The following is a 19564-nucleotide window of genomic DNA, read 5'->3' as shown; positions in this document are numbered from 1 at the left end:
TTTAGAAATTGCCTTTTACCCAAGCCTGCAACCGCTCGAACAACGGTGCTTTCGCTTCGTCGTCGTTGTTGCGGTAGCTGTCACGGATGCTCGGGCCCGACAGGGAAATGCCGTCGGTCTGCTTTTGCAGCCCGTACAACAGCAAGCCCACACCGGTGGAATAAATCGGGTTACGCACCACGTCGCCCAGGCCTTTGACGCCATGGGGCACGCCCAGGCGAACCGGCATGTGGAAGATTTCCTCGGCCAGTTCGACCGCGCCTTCCATCTTCGAGGTGCCACCGGTCAGCACGATGCCGGCCGGGATCAAATCTTCGTAGCCGCTGCGGCGCAGTTCGGCCTGAATCAGGGTGAACAGCTCGTCGTAACGCGGCTCGACCACTTCGGCCAGGGCCTGGCGCGACAGTTCGCGCGGTGGACGGTCGCCGACGCTTGGCACCTTGATGGTTTCACCGGCACCGGCCAGTTTGGCCAGGGCGCAGGCGTAGCGGATCTTGATTTCTTCGGCGTACTGGGTCGGTGTACGCAGCGCCATGGCGATGTCGTTGGTGACCTGGTCGCCGGCGATCGGGATCACGGCGGTGTGACGGATCGCACCCTCGGTGAAGATCGCGATGTCAGTGGTACCGCCGCCGATGTCGACCAGGCAAACGCCGAGTTCTTTTTCGTCGTCAGTGAGTACCGAGTAGGCCGAGGCCAACTGCTCAAGAATGATGTCGTCGATTTCCAGGCCACAGCGGCGCACGCATTTTTCAATGTTCTGTGCGGCGTTGACGGCGCAGGTCACTACGTGAACCTTGGCTTCCAGACGTACGCCCGACATGCCCAGAGGCTCGCGAACGCCTTCCTGGTTATCGATCACGTAGTCCTGCGGCAGGGTGTGCAGCACACGCTGGTCAGCCGGGATCGCCACGGCCTGGGCGGCGTCGAGCACACGCTCAAGGTCGGCGGCGCTGACTTCACGGTCGCGGATCGCCACGATGCCGTGGGAGTTCAGGCTGCGGATATGGTTGCCGGCCACGCCGACGAACGCCGAGTGAATCCGGCAACCGGCCATCAGCTGCGCTTCTTCGATGGCGCGCTGGATCGATTGCACGGTGGACTCGATGTTCACCACCACGCCCTTCTTCAGGCCCCGGGACGGATGCGTGCCGATACCGACGATTTCGATCACACCGTCTTCCCCGACCTCGCCGACCAGCGCCACCACCTTGGAGGTGCCGATATCGAGACCGACGATCATTTTGCCGCTTTGCACGTTTGCCATGGGTCCTGCCTCTTCTTAATTCTTCGCGACAGCGGGTTTGGCTGTCGTCGGCGCAGCCGGTTCACGCCAGCCGACGGCCAGGCCGTTGGCGTAACGCAGGTCGACGCTCGCAATGTTCGTAATCTGTTCTTTCAAGGTCTTTTCATAGATGGCAATAAAGCGGCGCATCTTTTCCACCAGGTTGCCGCGTCCCAGCAACAACTCGATCCCCGGGCCGGAACTGCCTGCCCCGGTCGTCAAAAACCAGCTGCCCCGTTCACGCAATTCCAGTCGCGCAATCGAGAAACCCAACGGCCGCAGCATCTGGCTCAACGCCTGGTACTGCTGCATCACTTGCTGTTGCGCCCGCTGCGGCCCGAACAACTGCGGCAGGTGCTCGTAGTTCGCCAGTTCACGCGGGGTGAACGCCTGGCCCTGGTTGTTCAACAGCGCGCCATCGCCCCAGCGGGCCACGGGCAGTTGTTCTTCCAGGCGGATCGTCACCTGGTCCGGCCATACGCGGCGGACTTCGGCGTGAGCGATCCACGGCATTTGCTCCAACTCCGCGCGCATACCCGCCAGGTCGATGGTGAAGAAGCTCGCCGCCAGATACGGGCCGATGCGCTGCTGCACGGCTTGCTGGCTGATGTAGCTCAGGTCGCCCTGCACGCTGATCTTGGTGATCGGCCGGTCGGCATACGGCAGCAGACGCTGTGCGCCCTCGTAAGTGCCGAAACCCAACACCACCAGCAGCACCGGCCAGAACAGCGCCTTGATGAAACCAAAGTTGGCTTTGGGCAGGCGCGCCGACATCGGCTCTTTAGCCACCATCCGGCTCGCACCCCGTGGCACCGGCTTGCGGCCGGGTGCTTGTGGGGGCTGATGACGAAGCGATGCGCCGTTCATGTGCTTAGCCTCTTGGCTCTATGCTGGCTGCCAGAATCGCCAGCACTAACTGCTGAAAATCCAGACCGGCGGCACGAGCAGCCATGGGTACCAAACTGTGGTCGGTCATGCCGGGAGCGGTGTTGACTTCAAGGAACCAGAAATTCCCTTGGTCATCCTGCATCACGTCTGCCCGCGCCCAACCGGCGATACCCAGCGCCTCACAGGCTTTCGCCGTGAGGTCCATCAATTCCTGTTCCTTGGTTGCGTCAAGGCCACACGGGATCCGGTACTGAGTATCGGAAGCCACGTACTTGGCGTCGTAGTCGTAAAAAGTGTGGGGCGTGCCCAATGCGATAGGCGGCAAAACCTGGCCACGCAGGGTGGCGATGGTGTACTCGGGACCGGAAATCCACTGTTCCACCAACACTTGCGAATCGTAGGTACTTGCCGCTTTCCATGCGTCGATCAATTCGGCGGCCGAGTTCACTTTGGCCATGCCGATACTGGAGCCTTCATGGGCTGGTTTGACGATCAAAGGCAGGCCCAGTTCCTCGGCTGCAGAAATACAATCGTCTTCGCTGCACAGAACGCTGTGACGCGGCGTTGGAATACCCAGGCTGTGCCACACCTGTTTGGTGCGCAGCTTGTCCATGGCCAGTGCCGACGCGAGGATGCCGCTGCCGGTATAGGGAATGCCTGCGCATTCCAGCAGGCCCTGCATGCTGCCGTCTTCACCGCCGCGGCCGTGAAGAATGATGAACGCGCGGTCGATCTTTTCGGCCTGCAGGCGGGCGAGGAAATCATCGCCCACGTCGATACCGAAGGCGTTCACGCCAGCGCTTTGCAGGGCTTCAAGCACAGCATTACCGGACTTGAGCGACACTTCGCGCTCGGCGCTTTTACCGCCGAACAGCACCGCTACACGACCGAAGTCGGCAGGTGCGAGGGTGGAAAACAGGGAGCCGTAGTCAGTGGTCATTTCGACGTCCCCTTCTGCACGGCAAACAGCGGGCTCGCGAGTAACTTGGGGGCCAGGCCGCCAATATCACCGGCGCCCTGACACAGCAGAATGTCACCGGCACGCAGCAGCGGTTTGACGATCGGGGCCAGGTCCACACCGCGCTCGATGTAGATCGGGTCCAGCTGACCGCGCTGACGAATGCTGTTGCACAGCTTGCGGCTGTCGGCGCCCGGAATCGGCTCTTCACCGGCCGGGTAAACTTCCATCAGCAACAGCACGTTGGCATCGGCCAATACATTCACAAAGTCGTCGTACAGGTCGCGGGTGCGGCTGTAGCGGTGCGGCTGGTAAACCATCACCAGGCGGCGCTCCGGCCAGCCACCACGTACGGCCTTGATCACGGCGGCGACTTCGGTCGGGTGATGACCGTAATCGTCCACCAGCATCACGTCACCGCCTTCTACCGGCAGTTGGCCGTAGACCTGGAAGCGGCGGCCAACACCGGCAAATCGCGACAGCCCCTCAACGATGGCTTCATCGCTGACGCCCTCATCGGAAGCAATGCAGATGGTAGCCAGCGAGTTCAAAACGTTGTGGTTGCCCGGCATGTTCACCGACACATCCAGCGGCTCGCGGTCCGGGCGCAGCACGGTGAAGTAAGTCTGCATGCCTTCCTGGCGCACATTGATGGCGCGCACGTCAGCGTCTTCGCTGAAGCCGTAGGTGACGGTTGGACGTTTGACCAGCGGCAGAATTTCGCGCACCACCGGGTCGTCCAGGCACACCACAGCCAAACCATAGAACGGCAGGTTGTGCAGGAACTCGACGAAGGTTTTCTTCAACTTGTTGAAGTCACCGTCGTAGGTGGCCATGTGGTCTTCGTCAATGTTGGTGACCACGGCGACCAGCGGTTGCAGGTGCAGGAAGCTCGCGTCACTTTCATCGGCTTCGGCGATCAGGTAACGGCTGGTGCCGAGCTGGGCATTGGTGCCCGCAGCATTCAGGCGACCACCGATGACGAATGTCGGGTCCAGGCCACCGGCCGCAAACACCGAGGCGATCAGGCTGGTGGTGGTGGTTTTGCCGTGGGTACCGGCGACGGCGATGCCGTGACGGTAGCGCATCAGCTCAGCAAGCATCTCGGCGCGTGGCACTACGGGAATACGACGCTCAAGAGCAGTCGCCACTTCCGGGTTGGAGGTGTTCACAGCGCTGGACACCACCAGCACGTCGGCTTCGGCCGCGTTCTCGGCACGGTGGCCGATGAAGATCTGTGCGCCGAAGGTTTTCAGGCGATCGGTGACCGGCGACTCTTTCAAGTCCGAGCCGGACACTTGGTAGCCCAGGTTCAGCAACACTTCGGCAATGCCGCACATGCCCACGCCGCCGATACCGACGAAGTGGATGCGACGTATGCGGCGCATTTCCGGTTGTGGCATGGCTTTCTGATTCTCAACCATGGGCCACCTCCAGGCAGATATCGACCACGGTGCGGGTTGCGTCAGGTTTGGCCAGGCGGCTTGCGGTGCTCGCCATGCTGTTGAGTCGTTCCGGTTGCATCAAAACCTCGGTCAGGCGTGCGGCCAAATCGGCGGCGCCAGTCGTTCTTTGCGGCAGCAGGAAGGCAGCGCCCTCCCCGGCCAAATATTCGGCGTTGCGGGTCTGGTGATCGTCGATGGCGTGGGGCAAAGGCACCAGCAAGGACGGCAGACCGGCGGCGGCCAGTTCACTGACGGTCAACGCGCCGGAGCGGCAGACCACCAGGTCGGCCCAGCCATAGGCATGGGCCATGTCTTTGATGAAGGGCTGCACATCCGCCTCGACACCGGCCTCGCGATAACGCTGGACGGTGACTTCACCATGGTGCTTGCCGGCCTGATGGAAGACTTCCGGACGCAATTCCACGGGGAGTTGCGCCAGGGCTTCAGGCAGCAGTTTGTTCAAAGGCTCAGAGCCCAGGCTCCCCCCCATGATCAGCAGGTGCGCCTTGCGCCCGGCCAATGCCTGGCGGGCGATGTCCATGAACAGTTCGGTACGCACCGGGTTGCCGGTGGTACGCAGTTTGTCCGAGGCAGCAAAGGTCTTCGGAAAGGCTTCGCACACCCGCGCGGCCAACGGCACGAGCAGGCGGTTGGCAGTGCCGGCGACAGCGTTCTGCTCGTGCACGATCACCGGCACGCCAGCGAGCCTGGCGGCGACACCACCAGGGCCCGTCACATAACCGCCAAAGCCCAGTACGCACACAGGCTTCAATTCGCGAATCACTTTACGGGCTTGCCAGACGGCCTTGAGCAACACGAACGGCGCCTTGAGCAGGGACAATTTACCCTTGCCACGCAACCCGGTGACGTTGATCAAATGCAGCGGCAAACCGGCATTCGGGACCAATTCGTTTTCGATGCCGCGCGGCGTACCGAGCCAGTGCACGGTGTAGCCACGGTTATGGAATTCACGCGCACACGCCAGGGCCGGGAACACATGGCCCCCGGTGCCGCCCGCCATGATCAGCACGTTAGCGCCCATGGTTCGGCTCCTCGGCGAAATCGCTTTCGCTGAATTCCATCTCTTCGCTGCCCAGGTGGGTGCGACTCTCCCACTCGATGCGCAGCAGCAAGCCCAGGCAGACGCAGCAGATGACCAACGAACTGCCGCCGTAGCTGAGAAAAGGCAAGGTCAAACCCTTGGTCGGCAAACGGCCGATGTTTACACCGATGTTGATCAGCACCTGGCCGATCCACAAGAACGCCAAGCCGTACGCCACATAGGCGGCGAAAAACTGCTTGGCTTTCTCGGCCCAAAGACCGATGTAAAGCGCCCGCACGCAGACGAACAGGAACAGTGCAACGGTGCACAGCGAACCCACTGCACCGAGTTCTTCGGCAAGCACGGAGAACACGAAGTCGGTATGCGCTTCCGGCAGGTAAAACTGCTTCTGCACGCTGTTCCCCAGCCCCACGCCCAGCCATCCGCCGCGACCAAAGGCGATCAGCGCCTGGGTCAGCTGGTAACCGGAGCCGAATTGATCGGACCAGGGGTCAGTAAAGGTAATCAGACGAGCCATACGATACGGTTGCGCTTCGACCAGCAGATAGACGGCAACCACCGCCAGCACCACCATCAGGGCGAACCGGAACAAGCCCACCCCGCCGAGGAACAGCATCGCCGCCGCAGCGCCCATCATTACGACGGTGGCACCGAAGTCGGGCTCCATCAGCAACAGGCCCGCCATCGGCAGCAGCACGATGAAGGGCTTGAAGAAGCCCATCCAGCTTTCGCGCACTTCTTTCTGGCGGCGTACCAGGTAACCGGCGAGGTAGATCACCACGAACACTTTGGCGATTTCCGACGGCTGCACGTTGAATGCGCCGAAGCCGATCCAGCGCATCGAACCGTTCACCTCACGCCCGATACCGGGGAGGATCACCATGATCAGCAAGCCAAAGGCACCGATCAGCATCAGCCCACCCAGGCGTTGCCACGTGGCAATAGGGATCATCATGGTCACGATGCCTGCACCGAGGCCGATCACCAGATAGACCAAGTGACGAATCATCATGTACAGGGTGTTGCCCGACTGCACGGCGGCCACTTCGGAGGACGCCGAGGTGATCATCACCAGGCCCAGACCGAGCAGCGCGAGGCAGCCGGCGAGCATCGGGAAATCAAGGTCGATACCACGCCCGGTGATGATCGGCGAAGGGTACGGCTTGATGATATTTCTGAAATTCATGCCAAGGCCTCCACTGCGCGGGCGAACAGCTGGCCGCGTTCTTCGTAGTTCTTGAACATGTCGAAACTGGCGCAGGCTGGCGACAGCAGCACGGCGTCGCCTGGCTGCGCCAGGGCTTTACATTGGGCGATGGCATCGTCCAGGGACGTCGCGCGCACGTGCGGTAAACCGTCGCCCAAGGCAGCGGCGATCACGTCGGAGTCGCGCCCCATCAGCACCACGGCGCGGCAATGCGCGGCCACCGGGCCTTTAAGGTCCTTGAAGTCAGCGCCCTTGCCGTCGCCACCGGCGATCAGCACCAGCTTGCCTTCAATATCGGCACCCAGGCCTTCGATCGCTGCAAGCGCAGCACCGACGTTGGTGGCCTTGGAGTCGTTGTAGTAGCTCACGCCATTGAGCTCGCGTACCCATTGGCAGCGGTGCTCAAGACCGGCGAATGTGCGCAGGCTGGATAGCATCGCATCGAACGGCAGGCCAACGGCGTGACCCAGCGCCAAGGCCGCCAGGGCGTTGGACTGGTTGTGTGCACCACGGATTTTCAGCTCGCGAACCGGCATCAGGTTCTGGAATTCGAAGGCCAGATATTTCTCGCCGCTCTCTTCGCGAATGCCGAACGCTTTGAAGTCGGGTTTGCCCAGGCCGAAGGTCCAGCACGGCAGGCCTTCGCCCATCAGCGGACGGCTCAGGGCATCCTGACGGTTGACCACCACTTGCCGGGCGCCACGGAAGATCCGGTGCTTGGCCAGGTGATACGCCGGCAGGCCGCTGTAACGGTCCATGTGGTCTTCGCTGACGTTCAGCACGGTGGCCACTTCGGCACCGAGGTCGTGAGTAGTTTCCAGCTGGAAGCTCGACAGCTCCATGACGTACAGCTCGATGTCATCGCTGAGTAAATCCAGTGCCGGGGTGCCGAGGTTTCCGCCTACCGCCACACGCTTGCCCGCCGCAACCGCCATCTCGCCGACCAGAGTGGTCACAGTGCTTTTCGCGTTGGAGCCGCTGATGGCCACAATCGGCGCCTTCGCATTACGCGCAAACAGGTCGATATCGCCTGACAGCTTCACGCCACGCGCCGCTGCCGCTTGCAGGGCGGGTGTCGCGAGGGCCAGGCCCGGGCTCACGTAAAGCTCGTCGGCACGGCACAGAAACTCGACGTCCAGCTCGCCACAACGCACTTCCACGTGCGGGTAGTCACGGCGCAGCGTGACCAGCTCCGGTGGATTTTCCCGCGTATCGGCCACGGCAAACGACGTGCCCCGGTTCGCCAGGAAGCGAACCAGGGACATGCCGCTCTTGCCGAGGCCGACAACGATGCGGAAGTGGTCTGAAGCGATCAGGGACACTCGTTTCTACCTCAGTTTCAGGGTGGCAAGGCCGACCAGTACCAGAATCACGGTGATGATCCAGAAACGGACGATCACACGCGGCTCAGGCCAGCCCTTGAGTTCAAAGTGGTGGTGAATCGGCGCCATGCGGAACACACGACGCCCGGTCAATTTGAAGGAGGCCACCTGGATGACCACCGACAGGGTTTCCATCACGAACACACCGCCCATGATGAACAGCACGATTTCCTGGCGAACGATGACTGCGATGGTGCCCAGAGCCGCGCCCAGCGCCAGTGCGCCGACGTCGCCCATGAAGACTTGTGCGGGGTAGGTGTTGAACCACAGGAACCCCAGCCCGGCGCCGATCAGCGCGCCGCAGAACACGATCAGTTCACCCGCGCCCGGCACGTACGGGATCAGCAGGTATTCGGCGAATTTCACGTTACCCGACAGGTAGCAGAAGATGCCGAGCGCGCCGCCGACCATCACCGTCGGCATGATCGCCAGGCCGTCGAGGCCGTCAGTCAGGTTGACCGCGTTGCTGGAGCCGACGATCACGAAGTAGGTCAACACCACGAAGCCAATGCCCAGTGGGATGCTGGCGTCCTTGAGCATCGGGATGATCAACGTGGTTTCAACCGCGCTCGGGGCAGTCGTGTAGAGGAAGATTGCAGCGCCGAGACCAAACACCGACTGCCAGAAGTACTTCCAGCGGCTTGGCAGCCCCTTGGAGTTTTTCTCGATCACTTTGCGATAGTCATCAACCCAGCCGATGGCGCCGAACAGCAAGGTCACCAGCAGCACCGTCCAGACGTAGCGGTTGTGCAGGTCAGCCCACAGCAAGGTGCTGATGCCGATGGACGACAGAATCAGCGCGCCGCCCATGGTCGGGGTGCCGGATTTGGACAGGTGCGACTGCGGGCCGTCATTACGAACCGATTGACCAATTTGCAGGTTCTGCAGGGTGCGGATCATCCATGGCCCCAGGAACAGCGACAAAGACAGCGCGGTCAGCACACCCAGAATCCCCCGCAGGGTCAGGTACTGAAAGACCGCGAAGCCTTTGTGGAACTGTTGCAGATACTCAGCCAGCAGCAGCAGCATTAATGTTTCTCCGTACTTGAGCCACACAGGGCAGCGACGACGTTTTCCATCACCGCGCTGCGCGATCCTTTGATCAAAATGGTTGTGTTTTTATCGTGTTCAGCCGCCGTCAGTGCCTGGATCAACTCGGCTTGGGTGGCGAAATGCTGCGCACCGAGGCCAAAGGCGTTAACGGCGTGCGCCATGTTCGTGCCCACTGCATAAAGAGCATCGGCTTTACCGCTGGCGTAGGCGCCGACTTCGCGATGGCCTTGTTCAGCCCAATCGCCCAGTTCGCCGATATCGCCCAGCACCAGCACCTTGCGCCCGGTAAAGCCTTTGAGCAGGTCAACCGCGGCATTGATAGAGGACGGGTTGGCGTTGTAGGTGTCGTCAATCACGCGCATGCCGTTGGTCGCCAGTTGCGCCACGGTGCGGCCTTTGACCGGCTGCACCGCGCCCAAACCGGTGGCGATACCGAACAGCGACACGCCCAAGGCGTACGCGGCAGCGGCGGCAGCCAAGGCATTCGCGACGTTGTGGTTGCCCAACAGGTTCAACTGCACATGCTCACTGCCCTGCGGGGTGTGCAAGGTGAAGGACGGGCAGCCACGGGCATCGACGGTGATAGTCGAGGCATGAAAGTCAGCCGCCGCGTTCAGCACGGCAAACGTCAGGACCTTGCGCCCGGCGGCGCGTACACGCCAGGTTTCGAAGGCCTTGTCGTCAAGATTCAATACAGCGGTGCCCGATGCATCGAGGCCTTCAAGGATTTCGCCTTTGGCTTCGACGATTTTTTCCGGGCCGCCAAACTCGCCCACGTGAGCGGTACCGGCGTTGCTGATGATCGCAACGTGGGGCTTGGTCAGCGCCACGGTGTAGGCAATTTCGCCAACACGCGACGCACCCAACTCAATCACGGCCGCCGTGTGTTCCGGGGCCAGTTCGAGCAGGGTCAGCGGAGCGCCAAAATCATTGTTCAGATTGCCCCGGGTGGCGAGCACCGGCCCGCGCGTGCGCAAGATACCGGCGAGCAGTTCCTTGACCGTGGTTTTGCCGCTGGAACCGGTGACGGCTGCAACGGGCTTGTCAAAGGCGACGCGGTTCAGAGCACCCAACTGGCCGAGGGCCAAACGGGTATCGGCAACCAGCAGTTGCGGCAAGGTGGAATCTGCCACTTCACGCTGTACCAACGCGCCAACGGCACCTTTGGCGGCAACGTCGTTCAGGTAGTCGTGGCCGTCAAAACGCGGGCCTGCCAGTGCGACAAACAGCTGGCCCGGTTTGATGTTGCGACTGTCGATACTGACACCGTCAAAGCTGCAATCGCTCGACAGTACGCGGGCCGAAAGGGCCTGGGTCAGTTCGCTGAACGTCATCGCTTTAAGCATGGGCGACCTCCCAGGCGGTCAAGGCATGATCAGCCTCGACCAAGTCGGAGAAGGCGTGGCGCTCGCCGTTGATTTCCTGGTAATCCTCATGACCTTTACCGGCCAGCACCACCACGTCATCAGCGCTGGCGCTGGCGATCAGTTGGGCAATGGCGGCGCCACGACCAGCGACGAAGCTGACTGCAGACGCATCTTTAAAGCCGACACGGATGTCATCAAAGATCTGACTCGGCGCTTCGCTGCGGGGGTTGTCGTCAGTGACGAGCACGCCGTCGGCAAGGCGCTCAACAATTTCGGCCATCAATGGACGTTTGCCACGATCACGATCACCGCCGCAGCCGAACAGGCACAGGAGCTTGCCCTTGGCGTGTGGACGCAGGGCGACCAACACTTTTTCGAGAGCGTCCGGGGTATGGGCGTAATCAACCACCACCAGCGGCTGTTTGCCGCCACCCAGGCGCTGCATGCGACCTACCGGGCCTTCCAGCTTCGGCAGGACACGCAGGATTTCATCCAGGGCGTAATCCAGGCCGAGCAAGGCGCCGATGGCCGCCAAGGTGTTGCTCAGGTTGAAACGGCCGAGCAAGGTGCTGCGCAAATGGTGCTCGCCCTGCGGCGTGACCAATGTGGCGAGCACGCCTTCATCGTTAAACTGGGCTTCGCGGCAATACAGGTACGCGCTGGAATCTTCCAGGCTGTAGGTGATCAGGCGCGCTTCGCTGTCTTCGTCTGCCAACTGGCGACCGAACGCATCGTCCAGGTTGACCACCCGGCACTTCAAATCATTCCAGGCAAACAGCTTCGCCTTGGCCGCCGCATAGGCTTCCATAGTGCCGTGGTAGTCCAGGTGATCGCGGGACAGGTTGGTCATCACTGCCACGTCGAAGGCCAAGGCCGTAACGCGGCCCTGATCCAGACCGTGGGAGGAGACTTCCATGGCAACCGCTTTAGCACCGGCCTTTTTCAGGTCGGCCAGGGTGGCTTGCACGGCAATCGGGTTTGGCGTGGTGTGCAGGCCGCTTTGCAGCGCGCCATAAAAGCCGGTGCCCAGGGTGCCAACGATGCCGCAATGCTGACCCAGCAGGTCAAGCGCCTGCGCAACCAATTGGGTCACGCTGGTTTTGCCATTGGTACCGGTGACACCAATCAGGTTTACGTGGCGGCTCGGGTCGCCATAAAAACGCCCGGCAATGTCGGACAGCTGCGCAGCCAGGCCCTTGACCGGAATCAACGGCACGTCGGTGATCGGCAGAACGGTGGCGCCTTCCACTTCATAAGCAACTGCTGCGGCGCCGCGCTGCAGAGCATCGGCAATGTGCGCACGGCCATCGTACTTGCCACCAGGCACTGCCAGGAACAGGTCACCGGCACGCACATTACGGCTATCCAGGCTCAGCTCGCGGATCAACAGATCGCGACCGGCATGGGCAAAAATCTTGTTCAGGCTCAGAGACATCAGCCGCGCCCTCCATTGGCTTTTACAGCAGCGGCCGGTGGTCCGGCGTTCGCTTGTTGAGTCGGCGGCAGGTTGTCCGGCGTGATGTTCATCAGGCGCAGGGTGCCGGACATCACTTTGCTGAACACCGGCGCCGATACCAGGCCACCGAAGTAGCCGGCCTTGCTTGGCTCATCGATCACTACGACGATGGCGTAACGCGGATCGCTCATCGGGCCGAAACCGGCGAACAGCGAGCGGTAAGAGTTTTCGGCGTAGCCCTTGGTGCCGACCGACGTTTTACGCGCGGTACCCGACTTGCCTGCCACGTGATACGCCGGCACTTGGGCGCGGAATACGCCGCGTGGTGCTTCGATCACTTGTTGCAGCATGCCTTGCATGGTCTTGGCGACGTTTTCCGGGATCACCTGGGTGGCTTTCGGCGCTTCGTCGACATGGATCAAGCTCAGCGGAACCATTCGGCCATTATTGGCCAATACAGAGAAAGCATGGGCCAGCTGGATCGCGGTCACCGACAGGCCGTAGCCATAGGAAAGCGTGGCGGTCTCGGCCTTTTTCCAGTCGCGGTAGTTCGGCAGGTTACCCACACGTTCGCCCGGGAAATCCAGACCCGTGGGTTGACCCAAACCGACCTTTTGCGCCAGGTGATAAATGGTTTCGCCGCCGATGTCGAAGGCGACCTTACTCATGCCCACGTTACTGGAGTTGATCAGAATACCTGTCAAATCCAGCACTGGACCTTCAGTACGCGACACGTCACGGATGGTGTATTTGCCCAACTGCAGCGTGCCTGGGTAAACCTCGACTTTGTCGCTCGGCTTCCAGCGCCCGGTTTCCAGGGCAGCACTCATGGAGATGGCTTTCATGGTCGAACCCGGCTCGAACACGTCGATCATTGCGCGGTTACGCATCATCGCCGGCTGCAGGTTGCGACGGTTATTCGGGTTGTAGGTCGGCTGGTTGACCATGGCGAGGATTTCGCCGGTCTTCACGTCCATGATCACCAGGCTGCCGGCTTTCGCGCCGTTCTCGATGATCGCGTTGCGCAGCTCGCGGTTGGCCAAATACTGCAGGCGCAGGTCAATCGACAACGCCAAGGGCTTACCGGCCTTGGCGTTTTTGGTGACCTGGACATCCTTGATCAGTCTGCCGCGCCGATCCTTGATGACTTGGCGTTTGCCGGGGACCCCGGCCAGCCATTCATCGTAGGCAAGCTCGACACCTTCGCGACCGTGGTCATCAATGTCGGTAAAGCCAACCATGTGCGCGGTGGTTTCACCGGCCGGGTAGAAACGACGAAACTCCTCGATGCCGTAGACACCGGGGACTTTAAGATCGAGTACTTGCTGGCCTTGTTCGGGGGTGAGACCGCGAACCAGGTAGATGAATTCTTTATTGGCCTGGGCTTCAAGACGCTCGGCCAAGGCTTTCGGGTCCTGACCCAACGCGGCAGCCAGCTCCGGCCATTTTTCCTTGGCGGTTTGCAGTTCCTTGGCGTTAGCCCACAACGTGGTCACCGGCGTACTCACGGCCAGAGGCTCGCCGTTACGGTCGGTGATCAGGCCACGGTGCGCAGGAATCGGGATGTGACGCAGGCTACGGGCATTGCCCTCGCCGATCAGGAAGTCACGATCGATCACTTGCAGGTCAATGATCCGCCAGGCAATCGCGCCGACCATCAAGGCCAACAGGCCGAGCATCAGGCGGAAGCGCCATGGGTAGAGTGCACCCTCGAGCTTCATCATGGCGCCACCATGCGAACGTCGGCCGCGCCCGGGATATGCATTTTCAGTTGCTCGGTCGCCAGCACTTCGATGCGGCTATGCGCCGTCCAGGTGCTTTGTTCAAGGATCAGCCGGCCCCACTCCGCTTGCGCTTTGTCACGCACACTCAACTCCCCGTAGAGGGTATTGAGCAGTTGACGGTTGTAGTGCGCGCTGTAGGACACCGCAATTGCGGACACCAGCACGCCGACAAACAGCAGCAACATAAAGAAGCTGCCGCCCGGGAGGGGCTTGGCGAAAAGCTTGCTCACCGCAACTTCTCCGCGACGCGCATGACGGCGCTACGGGAACGTGGGTTGGCTTTGAGCTCGGCTTCGGAAGCGAACTGCGCTTTGCCATGGATTTTGATTTTCGGCACGAAGGCTTCGAAACGTACCGGCAGGTTGCGCGGCAGGTTATCGGTCTCGCCCTTGACCAGACGACGCATGAACAGTTTGACGATGCGGTCTTCCAGGGAGTGGAAGCTGATCACCACCAGGCGACCGCCCACTTCCAACGCGTCCAGAGCGGCTTCGAGGCCGGCGTCCAGATCGCCCAATTCGTTGTTGACGTGAATACGCAGGCCCTGGAACGCGCGGGTCGCCGGGTTCTTGCCCTTTTCCCACGCCGGGTTGGCGACTTTCAGCACTTCAGCCAGGTCGGCAGTGCGCTCAAACGGCTGGATCTCACGGCGTTCAACCACGGCGCGGGCCATGCGACCGGCGAAGCGCTCTTCACCGTATTCCTTGAACACACGGGTGATTTCTTCATGAGGCGCGGTGGCGATGAACTCGGCAGCGCTGATGCCGCGAGTAGGGTCCATGCGCATGTCGAGCGGGCCGTCGTTCATGAAACTGAAGCCGCGCTCCGGGTCGTCAAGCTGCGGCGAAGACACGCCCAGGTCGAGCAACACCCCGGCCACCTTGCCCGCCATGCCACGCTCGGCCACTTCGGCGCCCAACTCGGCAAAGCTGCGCTGCACAACGACAAAGCGGCCGTCTTCGGCCGCTAGCGCTTGCCCGGTGGCAATCGCTTGAGGGTCTTTGTCGAACCCGAGGAGTTTTCCGTCGGACCCGAGCTGGCTGAGTATCAACCGGCTGTGCCCGCCCCTGCCGAAGGTGCCATCCAGATAGCAGCCATCCGCGCGTACGGCGAGAGCCTCAACGGCTTCGTCAAGCAGTACGGTGATGTGGTTAAAGCCGCTATCAATAGTCACAGGATCAAATCACGCAGTTCATCAGGCATGGCGCCCGGTTGTTGAATAGCAGCCAGGTCCGCTGCAGACACAGCATCCCAGGCATCTTCGTCCCACAATTGGAACTTGTTCAGTTGGCCCACCAGCATTGCGCGCTTATCCAGCTTGGCGTACTCGCGCAAACGCGGCGGCACCAGGAAACGACCACTGCCATCGAGCTCGAGGTCGACGGCATTACCGATCAGCAAACGCTGCAGGCGGCGGTTTTCTTCACGCAATGAAGGCAGAGCGCGCAACTTGGTTTCAATCAACTCCCACTCATCGAGGGGGTAAACACACAAACAAGGATCAACGGCGTCAATCGTGATGATTAACTGGCCTGAACTTCGCGAAATGAGCTCGTCACGATACCGGCTCGGCATGGCGAGACGGCCTTTTGCATCGAGACTGATAGCGTTAGCTCCGCGAAACACAGATGCGTTTCTCCAAATTTTAGCGTTTTACGTTCAAAAAACCCACTTTGTGCCACTTTCCGCCACTTGCGCACACTATAGGAATGCGCCCACCACACCGTCAAGGCGCGGATTCAAGGAAAAGCCTTACAGAACGGAGATTTAGGAACGTAAAAGGAGGAGAAACGAGAGTTTGGCGATGTTTTTGACTCAATAACCGCAGATAGCTCATGGAGCTATAGCTTGAAGTTAAAGTAATTTATTAAGAGTAAGATTTTTTTGGTATTACGAAGATGCATCTGCCAATGATTCGGCAGGGAGGGATTCTTGCGTTACTACCGGGTTTCTGCCCGAGATTCGGACAGAAGGAAAAAAGGTGGAGAGTCGATCTGTAAGCCGGGTTCTGTCTTGAACAGTCATTCGTCTACGATGGCCATCACTGGACATCTTTAGCAACCTACCCGGTCCCAGCGCGGGCCACGCCTTGGGACCCTATTTGGTCTTGCTCCAAGTGGGGTTTACCTAGCCACGAACTGTTGCCAGACGTGCGGTGCGCTCTTACCGCACCTTTTCACCCTTACCGGCGCCGAAGCGCTTAGGCGGTTATTTTCTGTGGCACTTTCCGTAGGCTCACGCCTCCCAGGCATTACCTGGCACTTCGCCCTATGGAGCCCGGACTTTCCTCCCCCCCCTAATTTTCATAGAGGGCAGCGACTGTCCAATCGACTCTCCGCCGCGCAGGTTAACGGCACGGCGGCTTCAGGACAAGTACTAATGCCATCACGTTCAGACGGAATACCGGTTTAACCCCGGAACTATTCGCCTTTCTGTTTATCCAGCGCCACTTGATACAACACGTTCTTGCGCAAACCGGTGATCTCCGCCGCCAAGGCTGCAGCACGCTTGAGCGGCATCTCTTTAAGCAACAGATCAAGGATGCGCACGGCTTCGCTGCCGACAGCATCTTCCTCTACCGGCGCAGTCCAGCCGGCCACCAACACCACGCACTCGCCGCGCTGCTGGTTACTGTCACCCTCGACAAACGCGCGCAACGCTTCCAGCGGCAGGCCTTTGAGGGTTTCAAAGGTCTTGGTCAGTTCGCGCGCCAGCAGTGCCAGACGTTCGCCGCCGAATACCAGTTCCATGTCTTGCAGGCATTCCAGGATACGGTGCGGGGCTTCGTAGAAAATCAGGGTGCGCGGCTCTTCCTTCAACGCCTGCAGACGCGCACGACGCCCCACGGCCTTGGCCGGCAGAAAACCCTCGAAAATGAACCGGTCTGACGGCAGGCCTGCGGCCGATAGTGCCGCAATCAGCGCGCACGCCCCCGGAACAGGCACTACATTGATACCAGCCGCTCGCGCCTGGCGAACCAAGTGGTAACCCGGGTCGGAGATCAGCGGCGTACCGGCATCGGAGATCAGTGCCACGTCATCACCGGCCAACAAGCGGGTGATAAAACGGCTGCCTTCTTCGCGTTCGTTATGTTCATGGCACGCGGCTAATGGCGTGCTGATACCAAAATGCTGCATCAACCGCTGGGAGTGCCGCGTGTCTTCTGCCGCGATCAACTTAACGTCGCGTAACACTTTCAGCGCGCGGGCACTGATGTCGTCCAGGTTGCCAATGGGCGTCGCCACGACAAAAAGCGAGCCTGCAGTGGAATTCAAAGGACCTGGAGCAGTCAAAACGCACACCTCGATGGTTGGGAAAAGTCGCATTGTAGCGCGTAGGCGCCTCGATAATATGCCCGCAAGGTCGACTGTTGATGCGCGCTCGCAACATTTGCACGATCTAAATCAACGGTTTCACGCCACTAACATCGCGCCTGGGCCAGTGCTTGGGTACACTTCCACGCTAATTTGTTCGGTATCAGGAACGCATACATGATCGCTTGCCTGCGGCTGCTCTCCGCCCTCTGCCTCGCCGCCTTATTGGCCGCGTGTGCCAGCTCGCCCTCGTCCAGCCTTGGCGACCTTCCACGGACCCCGGATGCCAGTATCGAGCAACTGCTCGAACAGGCCACCAATGCCAAGACGCCAGAACAGGCAGCGCTGCTGCGCCTGAGTGCCGCTGACCTGGCGTTCCACCAGAACAACCCTGGTCGCTCGTCGCAAATTCTGGCGCAAGTGCCTCTGAACGTCCTGAAGCCCGCCGCTCAAGTCTTCGCCAGCACCTTGTCTGCCGAGCTGGCCATGGCGCGCAACCAGCCCAAGGCTGCGCTGGCCGCCCTGAACCATCCCAGCCTGCAAAGCCTGAAGGAGTTGCCGACTGATCAGCAGATCCGCACCGGCACCGTGCATGCTCGCGCTTATGAGGCTGATGGCCAGACCCTGGCCGCTGCTCGCGAGCGTGTCGCCATGGCGCCACTGCTTACCGGCGATGCAGCCAAGAGCAATCACGAAGCCATCTGGACGCTGATCGCCGCACTGCCGGCCGAACAGTTGCAGGCCACCGGCAACCCGACACTCGACGGCTGGATCTCCCTGGCCCAGGCGGTCAAGGGCGCCGGCACCCTGGAACAGCAGCAAGCGGCCATTGATACCTGGCGCGCGCAGAACCCGGGCCATCCGGCGGCAGTGAATCTGCCTACCCCACTGACCAAACTCAAGGAGCTGGCCAGCCAGCCGCTGAACAAGATCGCCGTGCTGCTTCCGCAGGACGGTCCTTTGGCGTCGGTTGGCAAGGCGTTGCGTGAAGGCTTCATGGCAGCTCACTTCCAGGCCGAACAGGCCGGGCAGAAGCCGCCGGTCATTGAGTTTTTTGACAGTTCGCGCCTGACCTCCATCGACGACTTCTACGCCAAGGCCCAGGCCGCCGGTGTGCAACTGGTGGTTGGCCCGCTGGAAAAGCCGCTGGTCAAACAGCTCGCCGCCCGCCCGCAGCTGCCAATTACAACCCTGGCGCTGAACTACAGCGAAGCCGATCAAAACCCGCCGCAACTGTTCCAGTTTGGCCTGGCGGCTGAAGACGAAGCCCGCGAAGTCTCGCGCCGTGCCCGTGCCGACGGCCTGCACCGCGCCGCTGCCATGGTGCCGCGTGGCGAATGGGGCGAGCGTGTCTACAAGGCGTTCCGTCAGGATTGGGAAGCCAATGGCGGTACCGTGGTCGGCGTTGAATATGTTGATCAGCCGGTCGCCCTCGCCCAGCAAATTGCCGACCTGTTCCAGCTGCGTAAAAGCGAAGGTCGCGCCAAAAGCCTGCAAAGCACCGTCGGTACCGACGTAGCCGCGCAGCCGTCGCGTCGCCAGGACATCGAGTTCATTTTCCTGGCCGTACCGCCGCAACTGGCCCAGCAGATCAAGCCAACCCTTAACTTCCAGTACGCCGGTGATGTGCCTGTGTATGCGACGTCCCACGTGTTCAGCGCGAGCGGCGACAAAAACCAGTACCTGGACATGACCAACGTCATGTTCTGCGAAACGCCTTGGTTGCTTAATACCACCGACCCGCTGCGCAACCAGGTCGCTGCACAATGGCCGCAAGCCAATGGCAGCCTCGGCCGCCTGTATGCGATGGGCGTAGACGCCTACCGCCTGGCACCGCGCCTGGGCCAACTCAAGGCGCTGCCGGATACGCGTGTTGACGGCCTCTCGGGCAGCCTGGGCATCAACGCCAACCAGCGCGTCGACCGCCAGCTGCCATGGGCGAAGTTCGTCGGCGGCGACATCCAACGCCTGCCGGACACCCCGCGCTGATGCCCGAGCGGTCCCGCGCGCAAAGCGGCAAGGATGCCGAACTCCAGGCTCTTTTGTATCTGCAGCAACACGGTCTGCGCCTCCTGGCGCAGAACTGGTTGTGTAAACGCGGTGAGCTTGATCTGGTCATGCTTGACGGCGATACAGTAGTATTCGTCGAAGTCCGCTACAGAAAACACGCACAATGGGGTGGCGCGCTCGCCAGTATCGACGGGCGCAAGCGTCAGAAGCTGATACTCGCCGCGCAGTTTTTCCTGCAAAAAGAGCATCGCTGGGCTGACTCACCCTGCCGTTTCGATGTGGTTGCCATAGAAAGCACACCGGCAGGCCATGCTGATCTGAACTGGCTCAAAAATGCCTTCGACAGCTGATT

At 61.0% G+C, this 19564-nt stretch carries 17 protein-coding genes and 1 other RNA gene; 2 read left to right on the top strand and 16 right to left on the bottom strand.

Annotated features, from left to right (window positions below):
- Position 1 precedes the first annotated feature (1 nt).
- From ftsA to rsmI, 16 genes are all read right to left on the bottom strand, one after another.
- Complete coding sequence (gene ftsA / locus BFW87_RS16395; protein WP_071486030.1) at positions 2-1267, bottom strand: cell division protein FtsA; 1266 nt, start codon at positions 1265-1267, stop codon at positions 2-4.
- Positions 1268-1282: 15 nt separating this feature from the next.
- Positions 1283-2152, bottom strand: coding sequence for a cell division protein FtsQ/DivIB (locus BFW87_RS16390; RefSeq protein WP_078740802.1), 870 nt, complete (start codon positions 2150-2152; stop codon positions 1283-1285).
- 4 nt (positions 2153-2156) lie between these two features.
- Positions 2157-3113: a D-alanine--D-alanine ligase gene (locus tag BFW87_RS16385; protein ID WP_078740801.1), complete on the bottom strand. Its 957-nt coding sequence runs from the start codon at positions 3111-3113 to the stop codon at positions 2157-2159.
- Complete coding sequence (gene murC, locus BFW87_RS16380) at positions 3110-4555, bottom strand: UDP-N-acetylmuramate--L-alanine ligase (protein ID WP_078740800.1); 1446 nt, start codon at positions 4553-4555, stop codon at positions 3110-3112. Before murC ends, BFW87_RS16385 begins: the two co-directional genes overlap by 4 nt.
- Positions 4548-5618 carry an undecaprenyldiphospho-muramoylpentapeptide beta-N-acetylglucosaminyltransferase gene (gene murG, locus BFW87_RS16375; RefSeq protein WP_078740799.1) on the bottom strand — a complete coding sequence of 357 codons (1071 nt, stop codon included), beginning with the start codon at positions 5616-5618 and terminating at the stop codon, positions 4548-4550. The genes murC and murG overlap by 8 nt, the downstream gene beginning before the upstream one ends.
- On the bottom strand, positions 5608-6825 hold the full coding sequence (gene ftsW, locus BFW87_RS16370; RefSeq protein WP_078740798.1) for a putative lipid II flippase FtsW: 1218 nt from the start codon (positions 6823-6825) through the stop codon (positions 5608-5610). The genes murG and ftsW overlap by 11 nt, the downstream gene beginning before the upstream one ends.
- Positions 6822-8168, bottom strand: coding sequence for a UDP-N-acetylmuramoyl-L-alanine--D-glutamate ligase (gene murD / locus BFW87_RS16365; protein ID WP_078740797.1), 1347 nt, complete (start codon positions 8166-8168; stop codon positions 6822-6824). Before murD ends, ftsW begins: the two co-directional genes overlap by 4 nt.
- Positions 8169-8174: 6 nt before the next feature.
- Positions 8175-9257: a phospho-N-acetylmuramoyl-pentapeptide-transferase gene (gene mraY, locus BFW87_RS16360; protein WP_078740796.1), complete on the bottom strand. Its 1083-nt coding sequence runs from the start codon at positions 9255-9257 to the stop codon at positions 8175-8177.
- Positions 9257-10627: a UDP-N-acetylmuramoyl-tripeptide--D-alanyl-D-alanine ligase gene (locus BFW87_RS16355; RefSeq protein WP_078740795.1), complete on the bottom strand. Its 1371-nt coding sequence runs from the start codon at positions 10625-10627 to the stop codon at positions 9257-9259. Before BFW87_RS16355 ends, mraY begins: the two co-directional genes overlap by 1 nt.
- Positions 10620-12083, bottom strand: a complete 1464-nt coding sequence (locus tag BFW87_RS16350; RefSeq protein ID WP_078740794.1) for a UDP-N-acetylmuramoyl-L-alanyl-D-glutamate--2,6-diaminopimelate ligase — start codon at positions 12081-12083, stop codon at positions 10620-10622. The genes BFW87_RS16355 and BFW87_RS16350 overlap by 8 nt, the downstream gene beginning before the upstream one ends.
- Positions 12083-13825 (bottom strand): peptidoglycan D,D-transpeptidase FtsI family protein, encoded by a 1743-nt coding sequence (locus tag BFW87_RS16345; protein ID WP_176159763.1) that lies wholly within the window; start codon positions 13823-13825, stop codon positions 12083-12085. Before BFW87_RS16345 ends, BFW87_RS16350 begins: the two co-directional genes overlap by 1 nt.
- Entirely contained in the window at positions 13825-14118 is a 294-nt protein-coding gene (gene ftsL, locus BFW87_RS16340; RefSeq protein WP_004371991.1) for a cell division protein FtsL, read from the bottom strand. Before ftsL ends, BFW87_RS16345 begins: the two co-directional genes overlap by 1 nt.
- The gene (gene rsmH / locus BFW87_RS16335; protein WP_078740792.1) at positions 14115-15062 is read right to left on the bottom strand and encodes a 16S rRNA (cytosine(1402)-N(4))-methyltransferase RsmH; all 948 of its coding nucleotides are present in this window, start codon (positions 15060-15062) and stop codon (positions 14115-14117) included. Before rsmH ends, ftsL begins: the two co-directional genes overlap by 4 nt.
- The gene (mraZ, locus tag BFW87_RS16330; protein WP_003171868.1) at positions 15059-15514 is read right to left on the bottom strand and encodes a division/cell wall cluster transcriptional repressor MraZ; all 456 of its coding nucleotides are present in this window, start codon (positions 15512-15514) and stop codon (positions 15059-15061) included. Before mraZ ends, rsmH begins: the two co-directional genes overlap by 4 nt.
- A 355-nt stretch (positions 15515-15869) precedes the next feature.
- Positions 15870-16223, bottom strand: an RNA gene (gene rnpB, locus BFW87_RS16325) — RNase P RNA component class A.
- 85 nt (positions 16224-16308) lie between these two features.
- Positions 16309-17214, bottom strand: coding sequence for a 16S rRNA (cytidine(1402)-2'-O)-methyltransferase (rsmI, locus tag BFW87_RS16320; protein ID WP_176159761.1), 906 nt, complete (start codon positions 17212-17214; stop codon positions 16309-16311).
- A gap of 165 nt (positions 17215-17379) precedes the next feature.
- Here rsmI and BFW87_RS16315 point away from each other — a divergent pair, with 165 nt between their 5' ends.
- Both BFW87_RS16315 and BFW87_RS16310 read left to right on the top strand, forming a co-directional pair.
- Positions 17380-19191: a penicillin-binding protein activator gene (locus BFW87_RS16315; RefSeq protein WP_078740790.1), complete on the top strand. Its 1812-nt coding sequence runs from the start codon at positions 17380-17382 to the stop codon at positions 19189-19191.
- Complete coding sequence (locus tag BFW87_RS16310; RefSeq protein ID WP_078740789.1) at positions 19191-19562, top strand: YraN family protein; 372 nt, start codon at positions 19191-19193, stop codon at positions 19560-19562. The genes BFW87_RS16315 and BFW87_RS16310 overlap by 1 nt, the downstream gene beginning before the upstream one ends.
- Positions 19563-19564: the final 2 nt, after the last annotated feature.

It is taken from the genome of Pseudomonas fluorescens (genome assembly GCF_002022275.1).
In the GTDB taxonomy this organism is placed as follows: domain Bacteria; phylum Pseudomonadota; class Gammaproteobacteria; order Pseudomonadales; family Pseudomonadaceae; genus Aquipseudomonas; species Aquipseudomonas fluorescens_AJ.
This window is presented reverse-complemented; position numbering and strand designations above follow the sequence as displayed.